The sequence below is a fragment of the Marichromatium sp. AB32 genome, assembly GCF_003718675.1.
Classification (GTDB): Bacteria; Pseudomonadota; Gammaproteobacteria; order Chromatiales; family Chromatiaceae; genus Marichromatium; species Marichromatium gracile.
Genome location: NZ_RHFJ01000034.1, coordinates 21,795 through 40,345, shown reverse-complemented (window position 1 = coordinate 40,345; position 18,551 = coordinate 21,795). Strand labels below are relative to the sequence as shown.

The window sequence follows — 18,551 nt, the reverse complement described above, 5'->3', positions numbered from 1 at the left end:
CCTTTGCGGATTGGTGTCCCCGCGCCGCGCGGGCTCAGCGCTCGATGCTCGGCCAGTGGTGCGGGTCGTGCCGGGTGCGCCAGGTCGAGCGGCGTCGTGTCGCGCGCGTGCCCGGGGGTGCCTCATGGTGCGTCGCCTCGGGCTCGACGCGGAAGACGCTGGCATAGATCACCGGCACGACGACCAGGGTGAGCACCGTGGCGATGGTCAGCCCGCCCATGATGGTGACCGCCATCGGCGAGAAGAAGGCGTCCCACAGCAGCGGTGCCATGCCGAGCACGGTGGTGAAGGCGGCCATGGTGACCGGGCGCACGCGGCTGACCGCCGCGTCGAGGACGGCGCGATAGGGCGGCTTGCCGGCGGCGCGTTCGAGATCGATCTGGTTGAGCAGCACGATCTCGTTCTTCATCAGCATGCCGAACAGGCTGAGGAAGCCGAGCATCGCCATGAAGCCGAACGCCTTGCCGGCGAGGAGCATCGCCGGGGCCACCCCGACGATCACCAGCGGCAGGCCGAGGAAGATCACGGTCGCGTGGCGGAGCGAGTTGAACAGCATCACCGAGATCACGAACATCGCGAGGAAGGCGATGGGGAAGTTGGACATCAGCTTGGCGTTGGCCTCGGTCGCCGCCTCGTGCTCGCCGCCCCATTCGAGTCGGTAGCCGTCGGGGATGTCGAGCTGCTCGATCTGGGGTCGCAACCGCTGGAACAGCGCCTCGGTGGTGCCCGAGACCGGCTTGCTCAACACCGAGAGGGTGCGCTCGCGGTCGCGGCGGCGGATCACCGGGTCCTCCCAGTCGGTGGTGGCGGTGGTGGTGACCTGTTCGAGCGGCACCCAGTGGTCGTTGGTCTCGCTCCACACCCGGACGTTGCCGAGGGTGTCGATCCGGGTGCGCTCCTCGGCCGGGGCGCGCACCAGGATCGGCAGCAGGTCGTCGCCGTGACGATAGGTGCCGACGCGCACGCCGGAGAAGTTCATCGCCACCGCCTCGGCGATCTCCGGGCGGGTGACGCCGATGCGCTGGGCCTGGGAGCGGGCCATGGTCATCACCTGCACCGGCACCGGCTCGCCCCAGTCGGTGCGCACGGTGCGGGCGTTGTCGTCGCGGCGCATGATGGTCTCGACCTGTTGCGCGAGGTGGCGCAGCACCGCGATCTCGGGGCCGATCAGACGCGCCTCGACGGCGCCGCCGCCGGGACCGAGCTTGAAGGCGTCGGCGGTGACGGTGATCTCGGGGTGGTGGTGCTCGATGTGCGTCATCACCGTGCGCGCGAGCGTGGGGATGGCGTGGAAGTCCTCGACATCGACGAGCAGCATGGCGTAGGCGCTGTTGGTCATCTCCGGCTCGTAGGTCAGCAGGAAGCGCAGCGAGCCGGCGCCGATGAACCCGGTGGTGGCGGTGACGCCCTCGAGCCCGGCGACGTGCCGCTCGATGGTGGCGAGGGTGGCGGCGGTGCGGTCGATGTGGGTGCCCTCGGGCAGCCACAGCTGCACCATGAACTGATCGCGGTTCATGTCGGGCATGAAGTCCTGCTGGACCTTGGAGAAGCCGGCCATGGCCGCGACCAGGACCGCGAGGGTGACGCCGAGCGCGATCGGCCGATGCCCCAGACACCAGGCGACCAGACGTCGATAGCGGCGATAGAAGGCGGTGTCGGTGACGCTGCCCGTCCGACCGTCCTGCCCGACCCGCAGGAAGCGCGCGCAGAGATAGGGCGTGACGGTGATCGCCAGCAGCCAGCTCAGTCCCAGCGACAGACAGATCACCTGGAAGAGGCTCTCCAGCCACTCGCCGGTCATGTCGTCGGACAGCGAGATGGCGGCGAAGGCGAGGATCGCGATCCCGGTCGCGCCGAGCAGCGGCCACTGGTGCTCGTTGACCGTGGTCTCGGCGGCGCGGGTGCGCTCCATGCCCGCGCGCATCTTCTCGAGGATGTCCTCGGTGACGACGATGGCGTTGTCGACCAGCATGCCCAGCGCGATGATCAGCGCGCCGAGCGAGATGCGCTGCAGGGTGATGTCGAGTGCGCGCATGCACAGCAGCGTCGCCATGATCGTCAGCAGCAGCACCGCGCCGACGATCAACCCCTCGCGCGGCCCCATGAAGACCACCAGCAGCAGGATGACGATGACCACCGCCGAGATCAGCCCGTGGACGAAGCCCTGCACCTTGTCGCGCACGGTGTCGCCCTGGTGGGCGATGGCGTGGATCTCGATGCCCGCGGGGATGCGCGCGCGCAGCTCGGCGATGCGCTGGTCGATCGCCTCGCCCATGGCGATGACGTTGCCGCCGGAGACGGTGGAGATGCCGAGCCCGATGCCGTCCTCGCCGTTGCGCCGCAGCAGCTGGCTGGCTGGGGTGATGTCGCCGCGGCTGATGGTGGCGATGTCGCCGATGCGCAACAGCCGCCCGTTGCCGCCCTCGACGAGTTGCTCGCCGAGTTCGTCGATGTCGCGATAGTCGCCGTCGACCCGCAGCCGCACCTGTCTGCTCCCGACCCTGACCTCGCCGGCGCTGGTCACGCGGTTTTGCTGGGCGATGGCGTCGAGGATCGTGCGTGGGTGCAGCCCGAGCTGGGTCAGTCGGGCGCGGTCGATCTCGATATAGACCGCCTCGTCCGGCATCCCCCAGAAGTCGATGCGACCGACGTCGGTACAGGTCAGCAGTGACTTGCGCAGGTCCTCGGCCACCTCCTTGAGCTCGGACTTTGAATAGCCCTCGCCGGTGAGCGCGAGGAAGACGCCGTAGACGTCACCGAAGTCGTCGTTGACCACCGGCGTGCCGCTGTCCGGCGGCAGCGTGCCGGCGGCGTCGCGCACCTTGCGCCGCAGCTCGTCCCAGACCTGGGGCAGGCTGTGCCTGTCGTGGGTCTCCTGGATCTCGGCGAAGATGATCGACAGCCCGGCGCGCGAGATCGAGCGCACCTCATCGAGCTGCTTGAGCTGCTGGATCGCCGTCTCCAGCGGATCGGTGACCTCCTGCTCGACCTCCTCGGCGGTGGCGCCGGGGTAGTGGGTGACGATCAGCGCCTCCTTGATCGAGAACTCCGGGTCCTCCAGCCGGCCGATGCTGGCGTAGGAGAGCAACCCGCCGATCAACAGCAGGATGCAGAGCAGTTGGGTGACCGCCCCGTTCCTGATCGCGATACCGGCGGGGTTCATCCTTCCAGCCCTCGCTTGCCGGCCAGTCGGGGGCGCACGGGCAGGTCCTCGCGCAGCGCGCGCAACCCGGCCACGGCGACGCGCTGACCGGGGCGCAGCCCGGAGAGGATCAGCATCTGACCGTCACGCAGCGGCCCGGGCTCGACGCGGACGCGGCGCGGCGTGCCGCCGGCCTCGGGGACGACCCAGACATGGCAGGCCCCGTCGGCGTCGCGCCACACCGCCTCGCTCGGGACCCGGGTGATCACCTCGGTGGGCGCCCCGGTGGCGACCGGCGGCTGATCGATGTCGGTGCGCACGGTCGCGTTCATCCCCGGCAGGATGTTGATCCCCGGGGGCGGGGCCAGGGCGATGGTCAGGTCGTAGGTGCGGGTGGCCTGGTCCGGCTGCAGCCGGTACTCGTGGGTGCGCGCGGCGAACCAGCGCTGTCCCTCGACGTCGAAGCGCACCCGGGGGTTGCGCAGCGCCTCCAGTCCGCCCTGGGCGATCAGCCGCTCGGGGACCTGGATCACCACCTCGATGCGCGAGCCGTCCTGCAGCGAGAGCACCGTCTGGCCGGCGGTCACGCGCTCGTGATTCTCCAGGTGGCGCGCCGCCACCACGCCGTCGAAGGGCGCGCGCAGCACGGTGTCGGTGACCGCCTTCTCGCGCGCCTGCAGCTCGGCGCGGGCGATGTCCAGGGCCGCGCGCGCCTTGTCGTACTCGGACTCGGAGACCATCCGCTGGCCGCGCAGCTCGCGGGCGCGATCGAGGGTGCGGTGGGCGTCGTCGAAGCGCGCCTGGGCGGCGCTCAGCGCATTGCGCGCGTCACGGTCGTCGAGCCGGGCCAGCACCGTGCCGGCGGCGACTGCCTGGCCTTCGCGCGCGTCCAGCTCGACGAGCAGGCCGTCGAGGTCGAAGGCGAGCTCCACGCGCCGGTTGGCGCGCACGCTGCCGGGGAAGTCTCGTGTCACCCAGGGCGTGTCGCGGGTGACGACGGCGGTCGGCACCGGACGCGTCACCTCGGTTGCGGTCGGTTGCGATGCCGTCGCCTCGCTCGACCAGTCCCCGTACAGCGGCAGGGCGAGCGCGGTCAGCGCCGCGAGCCCGGTCAGTCCCGCCGCGGTCCGTTTACGCATGATCGTCATGGTGGGGTCCTCCGGCGCAAAATGTTTAGGAGCTAAACCTTTTGCGCGAAAAAAAAGATCACTGCTCGCGCAGCCGTTCGTTCATCACGCCTTCCATGATGTCGAGTACCACCGTCACATCGTCGAGCTGCTCGCGGGGGAGGGCGGCGAGCCGTTCGATCAGCTCGGTCTTGGCCCTGCCGTGGTAGTGCTCGTGGGCGCGGAAGGCGCGCCAGCCGAGGTCCGTCAGACTCAGCTCGAATTCCTTGTTGCTGTGCGCGGCCGCCCGCTTGGCGACCAGCCCGCGCTCGACCAGCCGGCTGATCCGCTGCGAGGCCGCGCCCTTGGTGATGCCGAAATGGGTGCCGACCTCGGTGACGTTCATCGTCCCGCGCTCGCCGATCGCCTCGACGGTGTGGATCTCCTTGGTGCTGAGATCGAGCCCGTCCTCCACCTGGATCGGCTGCTTCTCGATACGGTCGAGCTTGTTGAGCAGTCGCAGCAGGTGGCGGATCAGTGCGTCGATCGAGTCGTGTGCCGGGGTGTCCATGGGATTAATTGTATAGCTCCTAAACCATTTTGCAACAACCCGGATCACCGGCCCGGGGCCGGGGCCTTCCCGCCACGCCACGGGCGACTGGTTTGCTGCCCCGGGATCGGGAGTCGACCCGAGGCGTGGCGCCGCGCTGGGGTGCCTGCAGACGGCAAGAGGAAGAGGGCGCCTGGGGTCAGTGGTTGGGCGGGTGGCGCGATCAGGATGATGCACCGCGTCCATTGACAGATAGTTAGCATGCTAACTAATATTTAGGCATCTATTGATTTTGTGGAAGCTGTCGTGACCGAGCACAGACAGGAACGGGAGCGTGCGCTGACGACACGGTTGGTGCGGCTGTCGCGGCTCTATCGTCAGGAGGTCAACCGCGAGCTGGCCCGCTACGGGATCTCCGACGCCCAGGCGGTGCCGGTGCTGCACATCGCCCGCGACGGCGGCGGCATGCGCCAGCACGCGCTCGCCGAGGAGATCGGCATCCGCGGCTCGTCGCTGGTGCGACTGCTCGATCAGCTGTGCGCGAGCGGGCTGGTCGAGCGGCGCGACGACGGCAGCGACCGCCGCGCCAAGACGCTGCACCTCACCGCCGCCGGTGAGGCCCTGGCCGAGCGCGTCGAGGCCGCGCTCGGATGCTTGCGCGAGTCGCTGCTCGGGCCGGTCGCCGATGACGACCTGGCCGCGGCGTTGCGGGTGTTCGAGGCCCTGGAGCAGGGGCTGGCGGCGCGTGGCGAGGGTCAGCGCTGAGCCCCATGCCCAAGCTCTCGCGCAGTGCGCTGCTGTTCTCGGCCAATACCTTCGTCGCGGCGATGCTGGCGCTCTATCTGGCCATGAGCATCGGTCTGGAGCGTCCCTATTGGTCGATCATGACCGTCTATATCGTCAGCGGTCCGCTGGCCGCGGCGGTGCGCTCGAAGGCGCTCTATCGCTTTCTCGGCACCTTCGTCGGCGCCGCCGGCGCGGTGCTGCTGGTGCCGTTGCTGGTGCACGCGCCGCTGCTGCTGTCGCTGGCGATGTCGCTGTGGGTCGGCGGCTGTCTGGCGCTCTCGGTGCTCGACCGCTCGCCGCCGAGCTACATCCTGATGCTCGCCGGCTATACCTGCGCGATGATCGGCTTCCCGGCGGTGAACCAGCCGACGGCGATCTTCGACATCGCCGCGGCGCGGGTCGAGGAGATCCTCATCGGCATCGCCTGCGCCGCCCTGGTCCATAGTCTGGTGTTCCCGCGTCCGGTGGGCACGGCGTTGCGTGGGCGCATCGGTCACTGGCTCGGCGAGGCCGATCGCTGGGCGCTGGCGCTGTTGCGCGGCGACCTCGATCAGCTCGAACGCGACCGTGGCCGGCTCGCCGGCGCCGTCAGCGAGATCCAGCTGATGGCCAGGCACCTGCCGTTCGACACCTCCTTCCTGCGCGAGACCACCGTCGTGGTGCGTCAGCTGCGCGACCGGGTGCTGGTGCTGGTGCCGGTGCTGGCGAGCCTGTCGGACCGGCTCGCGGCGCTGCGCGCGATCGCGCCCGAACTCGACCCCGAGCTGCGCGGCCTGCTCGCGGCGCTGGCCGAGTGGGTCGAGTCCGGCGCACCGCGTGCCCGCGGCGAGGCGCTGATCGCCGAACTCGAGGCGGCGCGGACGTCGATGTCGGTGCGCGACTGGTACGGCTTCAACCGTTCGAGCCTGCTCACGCGCGCCATCGAGCTGGTGCGCGCGCAGGCCGACGCCCATGCCCTGCATGCCTATCTGCAGGACCCCGAGGGACCGCCGCCGCGGCTGCTCGGCGCCGGGCAGGCGAGCGAGCGCCGCCCGTTGCATCGTGACCTCGGGCTGGCGGCGCTCTCCGGCGCGGCGGCGTTCGGCGCGGTGCTGCTGTGCTGCGTGGTGTGGATCTGGAGCGGCTGGCAGGAAGGGGAGTCGGCGGCGATCACCGCCGCGATCACCTGCTGTCTGTTCGCCGCGATGGACGACCCGGTGCCGGCGATCCGCAAGTTCGGCGTCTATCTGCTGGTGGCGATGGTGCTCGGCGCGCTCTATCTGTTCGTGCTGATGCCGGCGATCGGCGGCTTCCCGATGCTGGTGCTGGTGCTCGCGCCGACCCTGCTCGTGGTGGGCGCGATGATCCCCGATCCGCGTCTGGCCTTCCCGGCGCTGTCACTCATCGTCAATCTCGTCAATACACTCGTGATCCAGGACCACTTCTCCGCCGATTTTGCGCGCTTCGTCAACATCAATCTCTCGCAGTTCTTCGGCGTCTTCGCCGCGGTGCTGGTCACCCGCACCCTGCGCTCGATGAGCGCCGAGGTCAGCGCCCGGCGACTGCTGCGCCACACCTGGGGCGATCTCGCCCGGGTCGCCGGGGGGCGTGACGACGACTCGGCGGTCGATCTCGCCTCGCGGCTGGTCGACCGGGTGGGGCTGCTCAGTCCCAAGCTCGCCGCCGCCCGCGCTGGCGATCTCGAGGGACTCGACATCCTCCGCGAGCTGCGCGTCGGCATCGATCTGGCGACCCTGCGCGCGCTGCGCCGGCGCCTGCCGCAGCCGATGGTCGTCGAACTCGACGGCCTGCTCGACGGGGTCGGGGCCTGCTATCAGGCGCGGGCCCTCGGCGCACCGGAGCCGCCCGGGCCGCCGTTGCGCGAGCGTCTCGACCGGTTGCTCGGGCGGTTGGCGCGGGGCGATCTGGCCGCGACCGGGGCGCGCGGGCTCTGCGCCCTGGTCGGGCTGCGGCGCAATCTCTTCCCCGAGGCCGCGCCGCCGGTGCCGGTGGTGGAGGGCGCGGCATGAGCGGTGAACTCAACCTGTTCGGCGTCTATCTGCACGCGGAGCTGGTGACCAGCGCCATCGCGCTGGCGCTGACCCTGGTCCTCAACCGGGTGCTGATCCACCTCGGTCTCTATCGTCATCTCTGGCACCAGGCCCTGTTCGAGGTCGCCGTGTTCGTGATCCTCTGGGCCCTGGTGGTGAAACTCTCCTCATCCTGGTTGCTATGACTCAAGCCTTTCTGTTCCCGTCCGCCACCTGGCAGCGCATCCGCCGGGTCGGCCTGACCCTCGCCGCCGTCGCGCTCGCGCTCCTCGCCGGCCAACGGCTGTGGATCCACTATCAGGTCGAGCCCTGGACCCCCGACGGGCGGGTGCGCGCGGATATCGTGCGTATCACCCCGGATGTCTCCGGGTTGGTCACCGAGGTCTTCGTCACCAACGACCAGCGGGTGGAGGAGGGCGACCCGTTGTTCCAGATCGATCGTCGACGCTATGTGCTGGCGCTGCGCGAGACCGCCGCCGAGATGCTGGCGCGACGGACCGATATGGAGCAGGCGCGGCGCGATGCCGAGCGCGCGCTGGCGCTCGGCGACGTCATCTCGACGGAGGACCGCGAGGACAGCCTGTCGCGCCAGATCCTCGCCGAGGCGGCGTTGACCCGCGCCGAGGTGGCGCGCGATCTGGCCTCGCTCGATCTCGCCCGCACCACGGTGCGCGCCCCGACCGATGGGGTGCTGTCGGACTTCGCGCTGCGCGTCGGCGACTATGTCACCGCAGGCACGCCGGTGCTGGCGTTGATCGATGCCCGCTCCTACCGGGTCGAGGGTTATTTCGAGGAGACCAAGCTGAGCCGGATCGAGGTCGGCCAGCCCGCACTGGTGCGGCTGATGGGCGAGCAGCGCACCCTGAGCGGTCATGTCCAGAGCATCGCCATGGGCATCGAGGATCGCGATCGCGGTGCCGGCGACAGCCTGCTGCCCGATGTCAATCCCACCTTCAGCTGGGTGCGTCTGGCCCAGCGCGTGCCGGTGCGCATCCGCCTCGACGCCCTGCCCGAGGACGGACTGGTGGTGGGACGCACCGCGACGGTGATCGTGTTGCCGTTCGACCAGACGGCGCGACGATGACCGACCCTTCCGCGGCGTGATCGGTCTCTACCGGAGTTGACGCGGCGCCGTCCGTGATCGCTGTCGTGCGCTCAGGTGTCAGTGTCGGCCCTGGTTGCCGTCCGCGGCTGTCCGCGCTCGCGCGCCCGTGCGTCGCGCAGGCTGTAGAGACAGCCGCAATAGGTCTGCTGATAGAAATCGAGTTCGCGCACCAGCTGGTTGCGCCGCTCGGTGAGCCCCTGCTTGCGCCAGTTGCGCGCCCAGTAGTGGACGCCGGGGTTGGCGGCGGCGGCCGCCGCGCCGGCGGCGTCGATCTGGGCCAGATCCTTCCAGCGCGAGGTCGACAGGGTGGTGGCGAAGAGGGTCAGTCCCTGGGCCGCGGCCTCGGCGGCGGTGGCGCGTAGCCGCTGGTCGAAGCAGCGCGCGCAGCGCGCGCCGCGCTCGGGTTCCTGTTCGAGCCCGCGCATCCGCGCGACCCAGTCGGCGGGGTCGTAGTCGGCATCGATGAAGCGCAGCCCCAAGCGCTCGGCGTGGGCGATGGTCTCGGCCTTGCGCAGCCGGTACTCGCGCTCGGGGTGGATGTTGGGGTTGAAGTAATAGAGCACCGGGGTGATGCCGTTGTCGAGCAGACACTCGACGATCGCCGTCGAGCAGGGCGCGCAGCAGGTGTGGAGCAGGAGTTGGTCGGTTGCGACCGGTGGGGTCAGTGAGACGCGTGGCGGCATGGGGTCAGTGTTCCTGGTGACGGCAGTGGCTGTGATCGGCGAGCACCTCGAGCACCCGGCAGTGGTCGTCGCAGGCGCGGTCGCAGTCCGCGAGCATCTGGCTGATCTCGTCGCGCAGCGCGGTGAGACGCGCGATGCGCTGGTCGATCTGGTCGAGATGGGCGCGGGCGATGGCGTCGGCGCGATGACAGGGCGGCTCGCCGTCGCCCTCGAGCGCGAGCAGCGCGCGGATCGCGGGGATGTCGAAGCCGAGTTCGCGGGCGTGACGGATGAAGCGCAGCCGTTGCACCGCCTCTTGCGGGTAGCGACGGCGGTTGCTCGCGGTGCGCGCAGGGGCGGGCAGCAGCCCGATCTCCTCGTAGTAACGGATGGTCGGGACCTTGACCTCGGTCGCGCGGGAGAGCTCACCGATTCCAAGCATGATTCTGATTCTCACTTGATGCTCTAGTCACTAGAGATTGTAGCCTCATCGATGACGACAGGATTGTATCGATGAGGTGAATCTGAAGATGTCTAGCCAAACTGTCGGGGCGCCGCTGACGGTGCCCGTGGAGACCCGGTTGCGGGTCGATGGGATGGATTGCGGGGCCTGCGCGAGCCGGGTGGAGACGGCGCTCGGTCGGTTGCCCGAGGTGCGCGCGGTGACGGTCTCGCTCGCCACCGCCGAGGTGCGGGTCGAGCATCTGCCCGGGATCGAGCGGGCGCGACTCGCCGAGACCCTGTCGCGCCTCGGCTTCACGCCACGCGAGACCGCATCGACCGAGGCCACGGCCTGCGGCTGCGGCGCGGCGGCCTGTGCCGCCCCGGAGGCGCCGCCGAGGGGCGCCGATCGGCCGACGCCCTGGTGGCGCAGTCGTCAGGGGCTGCTCACCCTCGGCACCGGGGCGCTGATGCTCACCGCCTATGGCGCGGCGAGCCTGTTCCCGGCCTTCGAGCGCCCGATCTTCCTCGCCGCGGTGCTGCTCGGCCTGGTCCCGGTGGCGCGGCGCGCCTGGGCGGCGGCTCGGCTCGGCTCGCCGCTGTCGATCGAGACGCTGATGAGTCTGGCGGCGCTCGCCGCGGTGGCCGTCGGCGCCGAGGCCGAGGCGGCGGCGGTGCTGTTCCTGTTCCAGGTCGGTGAGTCGCTCGAGGGGCTGGCGGCGCGGCGCTCGCGCGCCGGGATCGGTGCCCTGATCGAGCTGTTGCCGCGCAACGCGCGCCGGCTGCGCGCCGACGGTACGCTGGAGACGGTCGCCGCCGAGCGGTTGCGAGTCGATGATCGCATCGAGGTCCACCCCGGCGAGCGCATCCCCGCCGACGGCGAGGTGCTGGAGGGGGTCGGCGGCGTCGACGAGTCGCCGCTCAGCGGCGAGAGCCTGCCCCAGCTCAGGCGTCCGGGCGATGCGGTGTTCGCCGGCAGCGTCAACCTGGAGAGCCGGTTGCGGTTGCGCGTCACCGCCGATGCCGCCGACAACACCATCGCGCGGATCACCCGGTTGGTGCGCGAGGCGCAGGCGCGCAAGGCGCCGAGCGCGCGTTTCATCGAGCGTTTCGCCCGCGTCTACACCCCGCTGGTGGTGCTCTTCGCCACCCTGGTGGCGGTGGTGCCGCCGCTGTTCCTGGGCGCGCTCTGGTCGGAGTGGGTGTATCGCGGCGCGGCGATCCTGTTGATCGGTTGCCCCTGCGCCTTGGTGATCTCGACCCCGGCTGCGATCGCCGCCGGGCTGGCCGCCGGGGCGCGTCAGGGGTTGCTGATGAAGGGCGGGGCGGTGCTCGAGGGGCTGGCGCGGATCACCCGGGTGGCCTTCGACAAGACCGGCACCCTGACCCTGGGCCAGCCCCGGGTGACCGAGGTGGTCGTCCTGGAGGGTGAGCGCGCGCGCCTGCTCGAGTGTGCCGCCGCACTCAGTCAGGGCTCGTCGCACCCGTTGTCGCGAGCAATCCTCGCCCACGCCGAGGCGGCGGGACTCGCCGCCGTCGCGCCCGAGCGCGTGCGCGCGCTCGCCGGTCGCGGGGTGGGTGGCGAGATCGAGGGGCGTGAGTGCTTCCTCGGTTCGCTGACGGCGGCGCGCGAGCTGATCGGCGGCGATGCTTCCGGGCTGATCGTCGCCGCCGAGTCGCAGCAGGCACTGGGGCGAAGCCTCTCGGTGGTGGTCGAGGACGGGCGTGCGCTCGGGCTGATCGCGATGCACGATGCGCCGCGTGAGGATGCCGCCGCCGGCATCGCGGCGCTCGACCGGCTGGGGATCGGCGCCCTGGTGCTCAGTGGCGATCAGCGCCCGGCGGTCGCGGCCCTGGCCGGGCCGCTGGGCATCGAGGCCCACGCCGGGTTGTTGCCCGAGGACAAGCAACGGCTGGTGAGCGAGCTGCAGGAGTCCGGCGAGCGGGTCGCCAAGGTCGGCGACGGCATCAACGACGCCCCGGCGCTGGCGGCCGCCGAGATCGGCATCGCCATGGGCGGCGGCACCGAGGTGGCGCTGGAAACGGCCGACGCCGCCAGCCTGCATGCTCGGGTCGGTGATGTCGCGGCGATGGTGCGGCTGTCGCGCCGCACCCTGCGGGTGATCCGCCAGAACGTCGCCCTCGCCATCGGGCTCAAGCTCGGGCTGATGGTCACCACCCTGCTCGGCGTGACCGGGCTGTGGCCGGCGGTGCTCGCCGATACCGGCGCCACCGTGCTGGTGACCGCCAACTCGCTGCGACTGCTGCGGGCGCGGGTCGTCGAGCCGACGGCGGCAGGGGCCTCGGGCCGTCAGGAGGCCAGTGGTGCGAAGCCGGACGAATGCTGCCGGGACGGCGACCAGTCGCCAGCGGCCAGCCTCCAGTAGGACAGAGCGCCTTTCCGTAAGCCGGGCAAAGCGCAGCGTGCCCGGCGAAGGGGTTGAGGTCTCTGGTGTGGGCCTGGACTGCCGGGGCAGCTAGCCGTCAGCGGCCAGCGGCCAGCGATCAGCGATCAGCGATCAGCGGCCAGCCTCCAGCCTCCAGCCTCCAGTCGGAGCGGGTCTCCCTGTCACCGGTCGGTGATCGCGAGCGGTCGAGGTGCGTTAGCTGTCATCGCAGTCGAATCCCCAACCCCCTTTGGACAAAGGCAGCGTGTCGGGCGCAGAGCAGGCGAGGCGTGCGGCTGGCCGCTGACGGCTGAAGGCTGGAATCCCTCCCGCCTTCGCGCCCTTCGCGGCTTTGCGGTTCAATCTCTTGGCGGCTGGCGGCTGGCGGCTGGCGGCTGGCGGCTGGCGGCTGGCGGCTGGCGGCTGGCGGCTGGCGGCTGGCGGCTGGCGGCTGGCGGCTGGAATCTCTCCCGCCTTCGCGTCCGTTGCGGCTTTGCGGTTCGAATCAGCCTCCGGCCCCTCGTTGATTGCGAGCGCCCGTGGCGCCGGGTGTCGTCGCCGTCGAATCCCCCAACACCCTTTGTCCAAAGGGGCTTGAGAGCAGCGGGCTTGTGGGGCGGAGCGCAGAGGAGGCGTGTGGCTGGTCGCTGGTGGCTGAAGGCTGGAATCTCTCCCGCCTTCGCGCCCTTCGCGGCTTTGCGGTTCAATCTCTTGGCGGCTGGACGAGAAACGGCCAACCGCACTGCGGTTGGCCGTTGTGGTTGAGGTGGTGGTGAGGGGCGCGGGTCAGCGGATGCGCGTGCGGGTGCGTCTGACCGGGACGGTCTGGCGGGCACGGCGCCGGGCATGCTGGAGCTGCCAGGCCATGGCGCCCAGGGCGCCGGTGAAGAGCGCCAGCTGGAGTGTCGTCAGGAGTGCCTCGCTCATTGGGCTGTCCTCGCGTGGTCGTGGGTCATATTGCCGGGCGACCAGCGCGCCCGACCCTCGTTGTCGAGAATCGGGCTTTTCGCGGCCCGGTTCAAGGGGGCAAAAACCCTTAGCCGTCCGGGGTGAGACCCGGGTCGCGTCCTCAGGCTACACGCCGGTGCCGCGCGCGCAGTGTCTCGGCGCGGCGCGGGCGAGCGCGCAGCGGGCGGGATCGTGGCGGCCCGCGGCGGCGTGGTGCCGCTGCCGGTCGGGTCAGTAGCTGATCACCACGGTGTCCTCGGCGCTCATCGCCGCGAGGCTGCGTGCGCAGTCGACCTTGACGGTACCGGGGAGCATGTCGGCCATCTCCAGTCCGGCCTTGCGCAGACACATGCCGCAGAGCATCACCTCGGCCCCGGCGTCGATCAGCGCGACGAGCTGGCCGCGCAGGTCGTCGGGGGCGCCGCCGGCACGGTCGGTGGCGAAGCCCTGCTGGGCGAGATAGACGCCGCGTACGTTGAGGAAGACGGTGACGGCGTAGCCGGCCTCGAGCGCCCGGGTGGCGTGGCCGAGCGCCATGCCGGCGCGCCAGGCCTCGTCGCTGGTGAGGTTGTAGAAGACGTGACGATCGGGGGCGGCGAGGGCGCTGGCGGGGATGCTGAGCAGCAGTGCGATGAGTAGCGCGCCGAGGCGCGTGGTGCGAGCGGACATGGTTCGACCTCGTCGTGGTTGGGATCCTGCAGCGGCGCGCCCCTGTGGGCGCGCCGGCCCTGTCAGTCCTCGTCCTGCTGCTCGTCGCGCCGTCGGCGCAGCAGGTAGATGTCCATCTGCCAGCCCTTCTCGGCCTTGAGTTCGGCGCGGGCGCGCAGCGCCTCGTCGACCACCTCGTCGAGCGGTCCGGCGACCAGGCGCTCGTCAGCGGTGCCGACCAGCCCGCCCCAGTAGAGATCCATGTCCTGGCCGGTGAAGCGCTGGTAGGAGGCGTTGTAGTCGAGCATCACCACGGCGTTGTCGAGCGTGGCCGGGTCGCAGTGCTCGGCATGGCGTCCGGTGGTGATGGTGATCGCCTCGCCGACGCGGTTGAGCGGGATCTTGTGCCGGGCGGTGAGCACCTGGACCGAGGTGATCCCGGGGATGACCTCGAAGCGCAGCTGCTCTGGCTGCTCGGCGACCAGCTCGGTGATGTTGGTGATGGTCTGGTCGTAGAGCGCGGGGTCGCCCCACAGCAGGAAGGCGCCGGACTGGCCGTCGGCCAGCTCGCGCTCGATCAGCTCGGCGAAGATCTCGCGCTTGCGCTGGTGCCAGCGGCGCACGCCTTCCTTGTAGTCGCCGTTCTCGATGGTGCGCTGGGGGCTCTCGGCGATGACCACCCGGTAACTGCCGGGCTCGCAGTGCGCGTCGAGGATCTGGTGGCGCAGTGCGAGCAGATCCTCCTTGCCGCGCCCGGCCTTGTCGAGCATGAAGAAGACATCGGTCTTCCGCATGGTCTCGATCGCCTGCAGGGTGAGATATTTCGGGTCCCCCGGACCCATGCCGATGAGATAGAGCGTCTTCATGTGTATAACCAGCGACCAACCTGGCCTCGCGGCCGGAGTGACGGACTGTCTGGCCCCATGATCTGGTGTGGTGCCAGCCAACCGCGTCGGCGGTGGCCGATGGTAGCAGTATCCTCGCCGGACAGTCAGCCGTATCGGTCGTGGCGCATTCTGGGATCCGTTGGTAAGATGCCTGCCCGACGTAGAACCGGCTTTTTGCAGACATGATGCGGGCGAGAATTTTTCCCACAAGGGTTTTGTGGTTGCCAGCGCCGAAGGGGCTGACGCATGCTCGCGGATCGTGGTCGATGCTTGCCCTTGCGTCATCTACTACTACACCGACTGTTTCGAATTTGGCCAAGCGCTCGCCCGTCACAGGACTCCCGTCATGATCGTTCGTCATCGCACGCCGTCGAGCGAGCCGTTCGCCCCGGCCCCGTCGCGCTGCGCCGGTCGACGGTGTCTGTGCCAACTGTCGCAGTCTGGCGGGGCTTCACTACACTCAGCAGAGCCCAGCTGAGTCCGACGATCGAGATAACCCGGAGCTGACAATGCGAATCCTTTTTGTCCACCCCAACTATAGCGCCGGTGCCGCCGATATCGCCGGCAACTGGTCGCCGGCGTGGGTTGCCTATGTGGCTGGCTATCTGAAGTCCGGTGGCTACGAGGACTACCACTTCATCGACGCCATGGTGGACAAGCTCGACGACGATCAGCTGCGTGCCGCCATCCGGGAGATCGAGCCCGATATCATCGCCACCACCGCGATGACGCCGATGATCTACGCCGCGCAGCGCCTGCTGCAGGTTGCCAAGGAAGAGCGCCCGCAGGCCCTCACCGTGCTCGGCGGCATCCACGCCACCTTCATGTTCCAGCAGGTACTCGAAGAGGCGCCCTGGATCGACGCCATCGTGCGCGGCGAGGGCGAGGCGGTCACCCTCAACCTGGTGCGCAGCATCGATCAGACCGGCTGGCCGGGTGATCGCGACAAGGTCAAGGGTATCGCCTTCCTCGGCGACGACGGCGAGGTGGTCGCCACCCCGGCCGAGCCCTCGATCAAGGACGTCGACTCGATCTGGCCGGACTGGGGCATCCTCGACTGGCAGAAGTACATCTACATCCCGCTCGGGGTGCCGGTGGCCACGCCCAACATGGCGCGCGGCTGTCCCTTCACCTGCAGCTTCTGCTCGCAGTGGAAGTTCTGGCGCGACTACCGCGTGCGCGATCCCAAGCGCGTGGTCGACGAGATCGAGGAGCTGGTCAAGGTCCACGGCGTCGGCTTCTTCATCCTTGCCGACGAAGAACCGCAGATCAACAAGAACAAGTTCGTCGCCTTCTGTCAGGAGCTGATCGACCGCGATCTCGGTATCCACTGGGGCATCAACACCCGTGTGACCGACGTCATGCGTGACGAGGAGCTGCTGCCCTTCTACCGCAAGGCCGGTCTGGTGCACGTCTCGCTCGGCACCGAGGCGGCCGCGCAGCTCAACCTCGACCGCTTCGTCAAGGAGACCACGGTCGCGCAGAACAAGCGCGCGATCCAGCTGCTCCAGGAGAACGGCATCGTCACCGAGGCGCAGTTCATCGTCGGTCTCGAGAACGAGACCCGCGAGACCCTGGAAGAGACCTATCAGATGGTCATGGACTGGGGCGCGGACATGGCCAACTGGTCGATGTACACCCCCTGGCCGTTCGCCGACATGTTCACCGAGATGAGCGATCGGGTGGAGGTCTTCGACTACTCGAAGTACAACTTCGTCTCGCCGATCATGAAGCCCGACAACATCGATCGCGCCGAGCTGCTCGACGGGGTCATGGCCAACTACCGACGCTTCTACATGAAGCGGATGTTCTTCCAGTACCCCTGGGTGCGCGACCCCTTCCGTCGCAAGTACCTGATCGGCTGCATCAAGGCCTTCCTCAAGAGCGCCATGGAGCGTCGCTTCTACCAGCTCGGCAAGCAGAACTACTGGGGGCCGATGTTCAAGAAGCTGATCAAGTTCGACTACGACAAGAGCCGCGCCAAGATCGTCGAGCCGGATCACAACGCCTGGAAGAAGGCGCCGCCGGCCAAGCGTCCGGCGGTCTCGGCCACCGGTGCCGCGCCTCAGGCCTGCGCCGGGCCCAAGGCCTGTGGCGGTGGCGATCAGCAGATGACCGAGGAGCAGGTCAAGCAGTACGAGAACGCTTGATCCGCGACTTGGTCGACGCGGGCGGGTGGACGGTCGCGGCCGTTCCGTCCGCTCGCGCCGCATAGGCAATCAGCGGCCCGCTTCGTCGCACGACGAACGCGGGCCGTGTCGTTCAGAGATTCATCGCATGACCGATTCCGCACCGACGATCAAGATCGACCTCCCGCCGCTGCGCGACAGCGGCCCGCGCCGTGCCCGCACGCTGATGATCCAGGGCACCGCCTCGGACGTCGGCAAGAGCATGCTGGTCGCCGGCCTGTGCCGCGCCTATGCCCGCCGCGGCCTGGTGGTGCGCCCGTTCAAGGCGCAGAACATGAGCAACAACGCGGCGGTCACCATCGACACCGACGCCGCCCCCGGCCCCGACGGCGAGCAGCCGCGCGGCGAGATCGGTCGCGCCCAGGCACTGCAGGCGCGCGCCTGTGGAGTGGCGCCCTCGATCCACATGAACCCGGTGCTGCTCAAGCCGCAGAGCAACGTCGGCTCCCAGGTGGTGCTGCGCGGACGCGCGCTCGGCAACTGTCCGGCGCGGGTCTATCACGAGATGCGCCAGGGGCTGATGCCGGCGGTGCTCGACAGCTTCGAGCGGCTCTGCGCCGAGGCCGATCTGGTGCTGGTCGAGGGCGCCGGCAGCGGCGCCGAGGTCTATCTGCGCGACTGCGACATCACCAACATGCACTTCGCCGAGCGCGCCGAGGTGCCGGTGGTGGTGCTCGGCGATCTCGACAAGGGCGGCACCATGGCCTCGCTGGTCGGCACCTGGCTGCTGCTCGATGAGGCCGACCGCGAGCGGGTGGTGGGCTACATCGTCAACAAGTTCCGTGGCGACTTCTCGCTGTTCGAGCCTGCCTGCGAGACCATCACCGAGATCACCGGCTGGCCCTTCCGGGGCGTGCTGCGCTGGTTCGAGGGGGCGGGGCGGTTGCCCGCCGAGGACTCGCTGGCGCTCGAACGCCCGGCCGAGACCAGCGGCGGCGTGCTCAACGTCGCCATCCCGCGGCTGTCGCGGGTGGCCAACTTCGACGACATGGACCCGCTGGCCGCCGAGCCGAGCGTCAACCTGCGCTGGATCCAGCCGGGCGAGGCGATCCCCGCCGAGACCGACGTGGTGATCCTGCCCGGCTCCAAGGCCACCCGCGCCGATCTCGACTGTCTGCGCCGCGAGGGCTGGGACGTCGACATCATCGCCCATGTGCGCCGTGGCGGTCGGGTGGTGGGGCTGTGCGCCGGTTACCAGATGCTCGGGCGCGTGGTGCGCGACCCCCAGGGCATCGAGGGCGAGCCGGGCGAGACCCCCGGGCTCGGGCTGCTCGACATCGAGACCGAGATCGGCGGCGACAAGCGACTGATCGAGATCGATGGCCGCGACCAGCGCAGCGGCTGTCGCCTCACCGGCTACGAGATGCACATGGGGCGCACCGCCGGGGCCGGGCTCGAACACCCCTGGCTGATGCTCGACGACGGCCAGGGCGGGGTGCGCGCCGAGGGCGCGATCAGCGCCGACGGGCGGGTGATGGGCGGTTATGTCCACGGCATCTTCGGTGGTGACGCGTTCCGCGCCCACTGGCTCGACCAGGTCGGCGCCCAGGCGGCGCGGATCGACTTCGAGGCACGCATCGAGGCCGCGCTCGATGCCCTGGCCGACCACTGCGAGGCCAATCTCGATCTCGACGCCCTGCTGACACTGGCGCGCTGAAGCGGAGGGGCGT

General features: G+C 69.7%; 15 protein-coding genes. 7 read left to right on the top strand and 8 right to left on the bottom strand.

Going from position 1 to position 18,551, the window contains the following annotated elements; translation table 11 throughout:
- Positions 1-34 precede the first annotated feature (34 nt).
- Genes EBL85_RS11290 through EBL85_RS11280 form a run of 3 tightly spaced genes read right to left on the bottom strand, consistent with a single transcriptional unit; the run spans position 35 to position 4,819 of the window.
- Positions 35-3,163, bottom strand: a complete 3,129-nt coding sequence (locus tag EBL85_RS11290) for an efflux RND transporter permease subunit (protein ID WP_223806124.1) — start codon at positions 3,161-3,163, stop codon at positions 35-37.
- Complete coding sequence (locus EBL85_RS11285) at positions 3,160-4,290, bottom strand: efflux RND transporter periplasmic adaptor subunit (RefSeq protein WP_123142961.1); 1,131 nt, start codon at positions 4,288-4,290, stop codon at positions 3,160-3,162. The genes EBL85_RS11290 and EBL85_RS11285 overlap by 4 nt, the downstream gene beginning before the upstream one ends.
- Before the next feature lie 58 nt (positions 4,291-4,348).
- Positions 4,349-4,819: a MarR family winged helix-turn-helix transcriptional regulator gene (locus EBL85_RS11280; protein WP_123141262.1), complete on the bottom strand. Its 471-nt coding sequence runs from the start codon at positions 4,817-4,819 to the stop codon at positions 4,349-4,351.
- 285 nt (positions 4,820-5,104) lie between these two features.
- Between EBL85_RS11280 and EBL85_RS11275 the strand changes: the two genes are divergently transcribed.
- From EBL85_RS11275 to EBL85_RS11260, 4 genes are read left to right on the top strand one after another with little or no spacing between them, the layout of a single operon-like run.
- Positions 5,105-5,563, top strand: a complete 459-nt coding sequence (locus EBL85_RS11275; RefSeq protein WP_123141261.1) for a MarR family winged helix-turn-helix transcriptional regulator — start codon at positions 5,105-5,107, stop codon at positions 5,561-5,563.
- Positions 5,564-5,568: 5 nt separating this feature from the next.
- The gene (locus tag EBL85_RS11270; RefSeq protein WP_123142960.1) at positions 5,569-7,593 is read left to right on the top strand and encodes an FUSC family protein; all 2,025 of its coding nucleotides are present in this window, start codon (positions 5,569-5,571) and stop codon (positions 7,591-7,593) included.
- Positions 7,590-7,799, top strand: a complete 210-nt coding sequence (locus tag EBL85_RS11265) for a DUF1656 domain-containing protein (RefSeq protein ID WP_005220775.1) — start codon at positions 7,590-7,592, stop codon at positions 7,797-7,799. Before EBL85_RS11270 ends, EBL85_RS11265 begins: the two co-directional genes overlap by 4 nt.
- Complete coding sequence (locus EBL85_RS11260; protein WP_123142959.1) at positions 7,796-8,698, top strand: HlyD family secretion protein; 903 nt, start codon at positions 7,796-7,798, stop codon at positions 8,696-8,698. The genes EBL85_RS11265 and EBL85_RS11260 overlap by 4 nt, the downstream gene beginning before the upstream one ends.
- A 71-nt stretch (positions 8,699-8,769) precedes the next feature.
- Here EBL85_RS11260 and EBL85_RS11255 read toward each other — a convergent pair whose 3' ends face one another.
- Together EBL85_RS11255 and EBL85_RS11250 are read right to left on the bottom strand one after the other, a co-directional pair.
- The gene (locus EBL85_RS11255) at positions 8,770-9,402 is read right to left on the bottom strand and encodes an epoxyqueuosine reductase QueH (protein WP_123142958.1); all 633 of its coding nucleotides are present in this window, start codon (positions 9,400-9,402) and stop codon (positions 8,770-8,772) included.
- Positions 9,403-9,406: 4 nt separating this feature from the next.
- Positions 9,407-9,823, bottom strand: a complete 417-nt coding sequence (locus EBL85_RS11250; RefSeq protein WP_123141257.1) for a helix-turn-helix domain-containing protein — start codon at positions 9,821-9,823, stop codon at positions 9,407-9,409.
- An 88-nt stretch (positions 9,824-9,911) separates the two neighbouring features.
- Between EBL85_RS11250 and EBL85_RS11245 the strand changes: the two genes are divergently transcribed.
- Positions 9,912-12,209, top strand: a complete 2,298-nt coding sequence (locus EBL85_RS11245) for a heavy metal translocating P-type ATPase (protein ID WP_123142957.1) — start codon at positions 9,912-9,914, stop codon at positions 12,207-12,209.
- Between the two features lie 786 nt (positions 12,210-12,995).
- Here the strand turns inward: EBL85_RS11245 and EBL85_RS17215 are convergent.
- The 3 genes from EBL85_RS17215 to cobF all read right to left on the bottom strand — a co-directional run bounded on the left by EBL85_RS17215 (position 12,996) and on the right by cobF (position 14,671).
- Positions 12,996-13,136 carry a hypothetical protein gene (locus tag EBL85_RS17215; RefSeq protein WP_160330969.1) on the bottom strand — a complete coding sequence of 47 codons (141 nt, stop codon included), beginning with the start codon at positions 13,134-13,136 and terminating at the stop codon, positions 12,996-12,998.
- 252 nt (positions 13,137-13,388) lie between these two features.
- Positions 13,389-13,826, bottom strand: coding sequence for a DsrE family protein (locus EBL85_RS11235; RefSeq protein WP_123141255.1), 438 nt, complete (start codon positions 13,824-13,826; stop codon positions 13,389-13,391).
- 62 nt (positions 13,827-13,888) lie between these two features.
- Entirely contained in the window at positions 13,889-14,671 is a 783-nt protein-coding gene (gene cobF / locus EBL85_RS11230; protein WP_005220790.1) for a precorrin-6A synthase (deacetylating), read from the bottom strand.
- Positions 14,672-15,201: 530 nt separating this feature from the next.
- Here cobF and bchE point away from each other — a divergent pair.
- Entirely contained in the window at positions 15,202-16,842 is a 1,641-nt protein-coding gene (gene bchE / locus EBL85_RS11225) for a magnesium-protoporphyrin IX monomethyl ester anaerobic oxidative cyclase (protein ID WP_123141253.1), read from the top strand.
- Positions 16,843-16,969: 127 nt separating this feature from the next.
- Complete coding sequence (locus EBL85_RS11220) at positions 16,970-18,538, top strand: cobyric acid synthase (RefSeq protein ID WP_123142955.1); 1,569 nt, start codon at positions 16,970-16,972, stop codon at positions 18,536-18,538.
- The last annotated feature ends 13 nt before the right edge of the window (positions 18,539-18,551 follow it).

What these genes read in the sequence shown, in the direction of transcription:
- EBL85_RS17215 (WP_160330969.1), bottom strand. Translation starts at nt 13,136, where the DNA reads ATGAGCGAGGCACTCCTGACGACACTCCAGCTGGCGCTCTTCACCGGC.
- EBL85_RS11265 (WP_005220775.1), top strand. Translation starts at nt 7,590, where the DNA reads ATGAGCGGTGAACTCAACCTGTTCGGCGTCTATCTGCACGCGGAGCTG.
- EBL85_RS11220 (WP_123142955.1), top strand. Translation starts at nt 16,970, where the DNA reads ATGACCGATTCCGCACCGACGATCAAGATCGACCTCCCGCCGCTGCGC.
- EBL85_RS11235 (WP_123141255.1), bottom strand. Translation starts at nt 13,826, where the DNA reads ATGTCCGCTCGCACCACGCGCCTCGGCGCGCTACTCATCGCACTGCTG.
- EBL85_RS11245 (WP_123142957.1), top strand. Translation starts at nt 9,912, where the DNA reads ATGTCTAGCCAAACTGTCGGGGCGCCGCTGACGGTGCCCGTGGAGACC.
- EBL85_RS11250 (WP_123141257.1), bottom strand. Translation starts at nt 9,823, where the DNA reads ATGCTTGGAATCGGTGAGCTCTCCCGCGCGACCGAGGTCAAGGTCCCG.
- EBL85_RS11260 (WP_123142959.1), top strand. Translation starts at nt 7,796, where the DNA reads ATGACTCAAGCCTTTCTGTTCCCGTCCGCCACCTGGCAGCGCATCCGC.
- cobF (WP_005220790.1), bottom strand. Translation starts at nt 14,671, where the DNA reads ATGAAGACGCTCTATCTCATCGGCATGGGTCCGGGGGACCCGAAATAT.
- EBL85_RS11270 (WP_123142960.1), top strand. Translation starts at nt 5,569, where the DNA reads ATGCCCAAGCTCTCGCGCAGTGCGCTGCTGTTCTCGGCCAATACCTTC.
- EBL85_RS11255 (WP_123142958.1), bottom strand. Translation starts at nt 9,402, where the DNA reads ATGCCGCCACGCGTCTCACTGACCCCACCGGTCGCAACCGACCAACTC.
- EBL85_RS11280 (WP_123141262.1), bottom strand. Translation starts at nt 4,819, where the DNA reads ATGGACACCCCGGCACACGACTCGATCGACGCACTGATCCGCCACCTG.
- EBL85_RS11285 (WP_123142961.1), bottom strand. Translation starts at nt 4,290, where the DNA reads ATGACGATCATGCGTAAACGGACCGCGGCGGGACTGACCGGGCTCGCG.
- bchE (WP_123141253.1), top strand. Translation starts at nt 15,202, where the DNA reads ATGCGAATCCTTTTTGTCCACCCCAACTATAGCGCCGGTGCCGCCGAT.
- EBL85_RS11290 (WP_223806124.1), bottom strand. Translation starts at nt 3,163, where the DNA reads ATGAACCCCGCCGGTATCGCGATCAGGAACGGGGCGGTCACCCAACTG.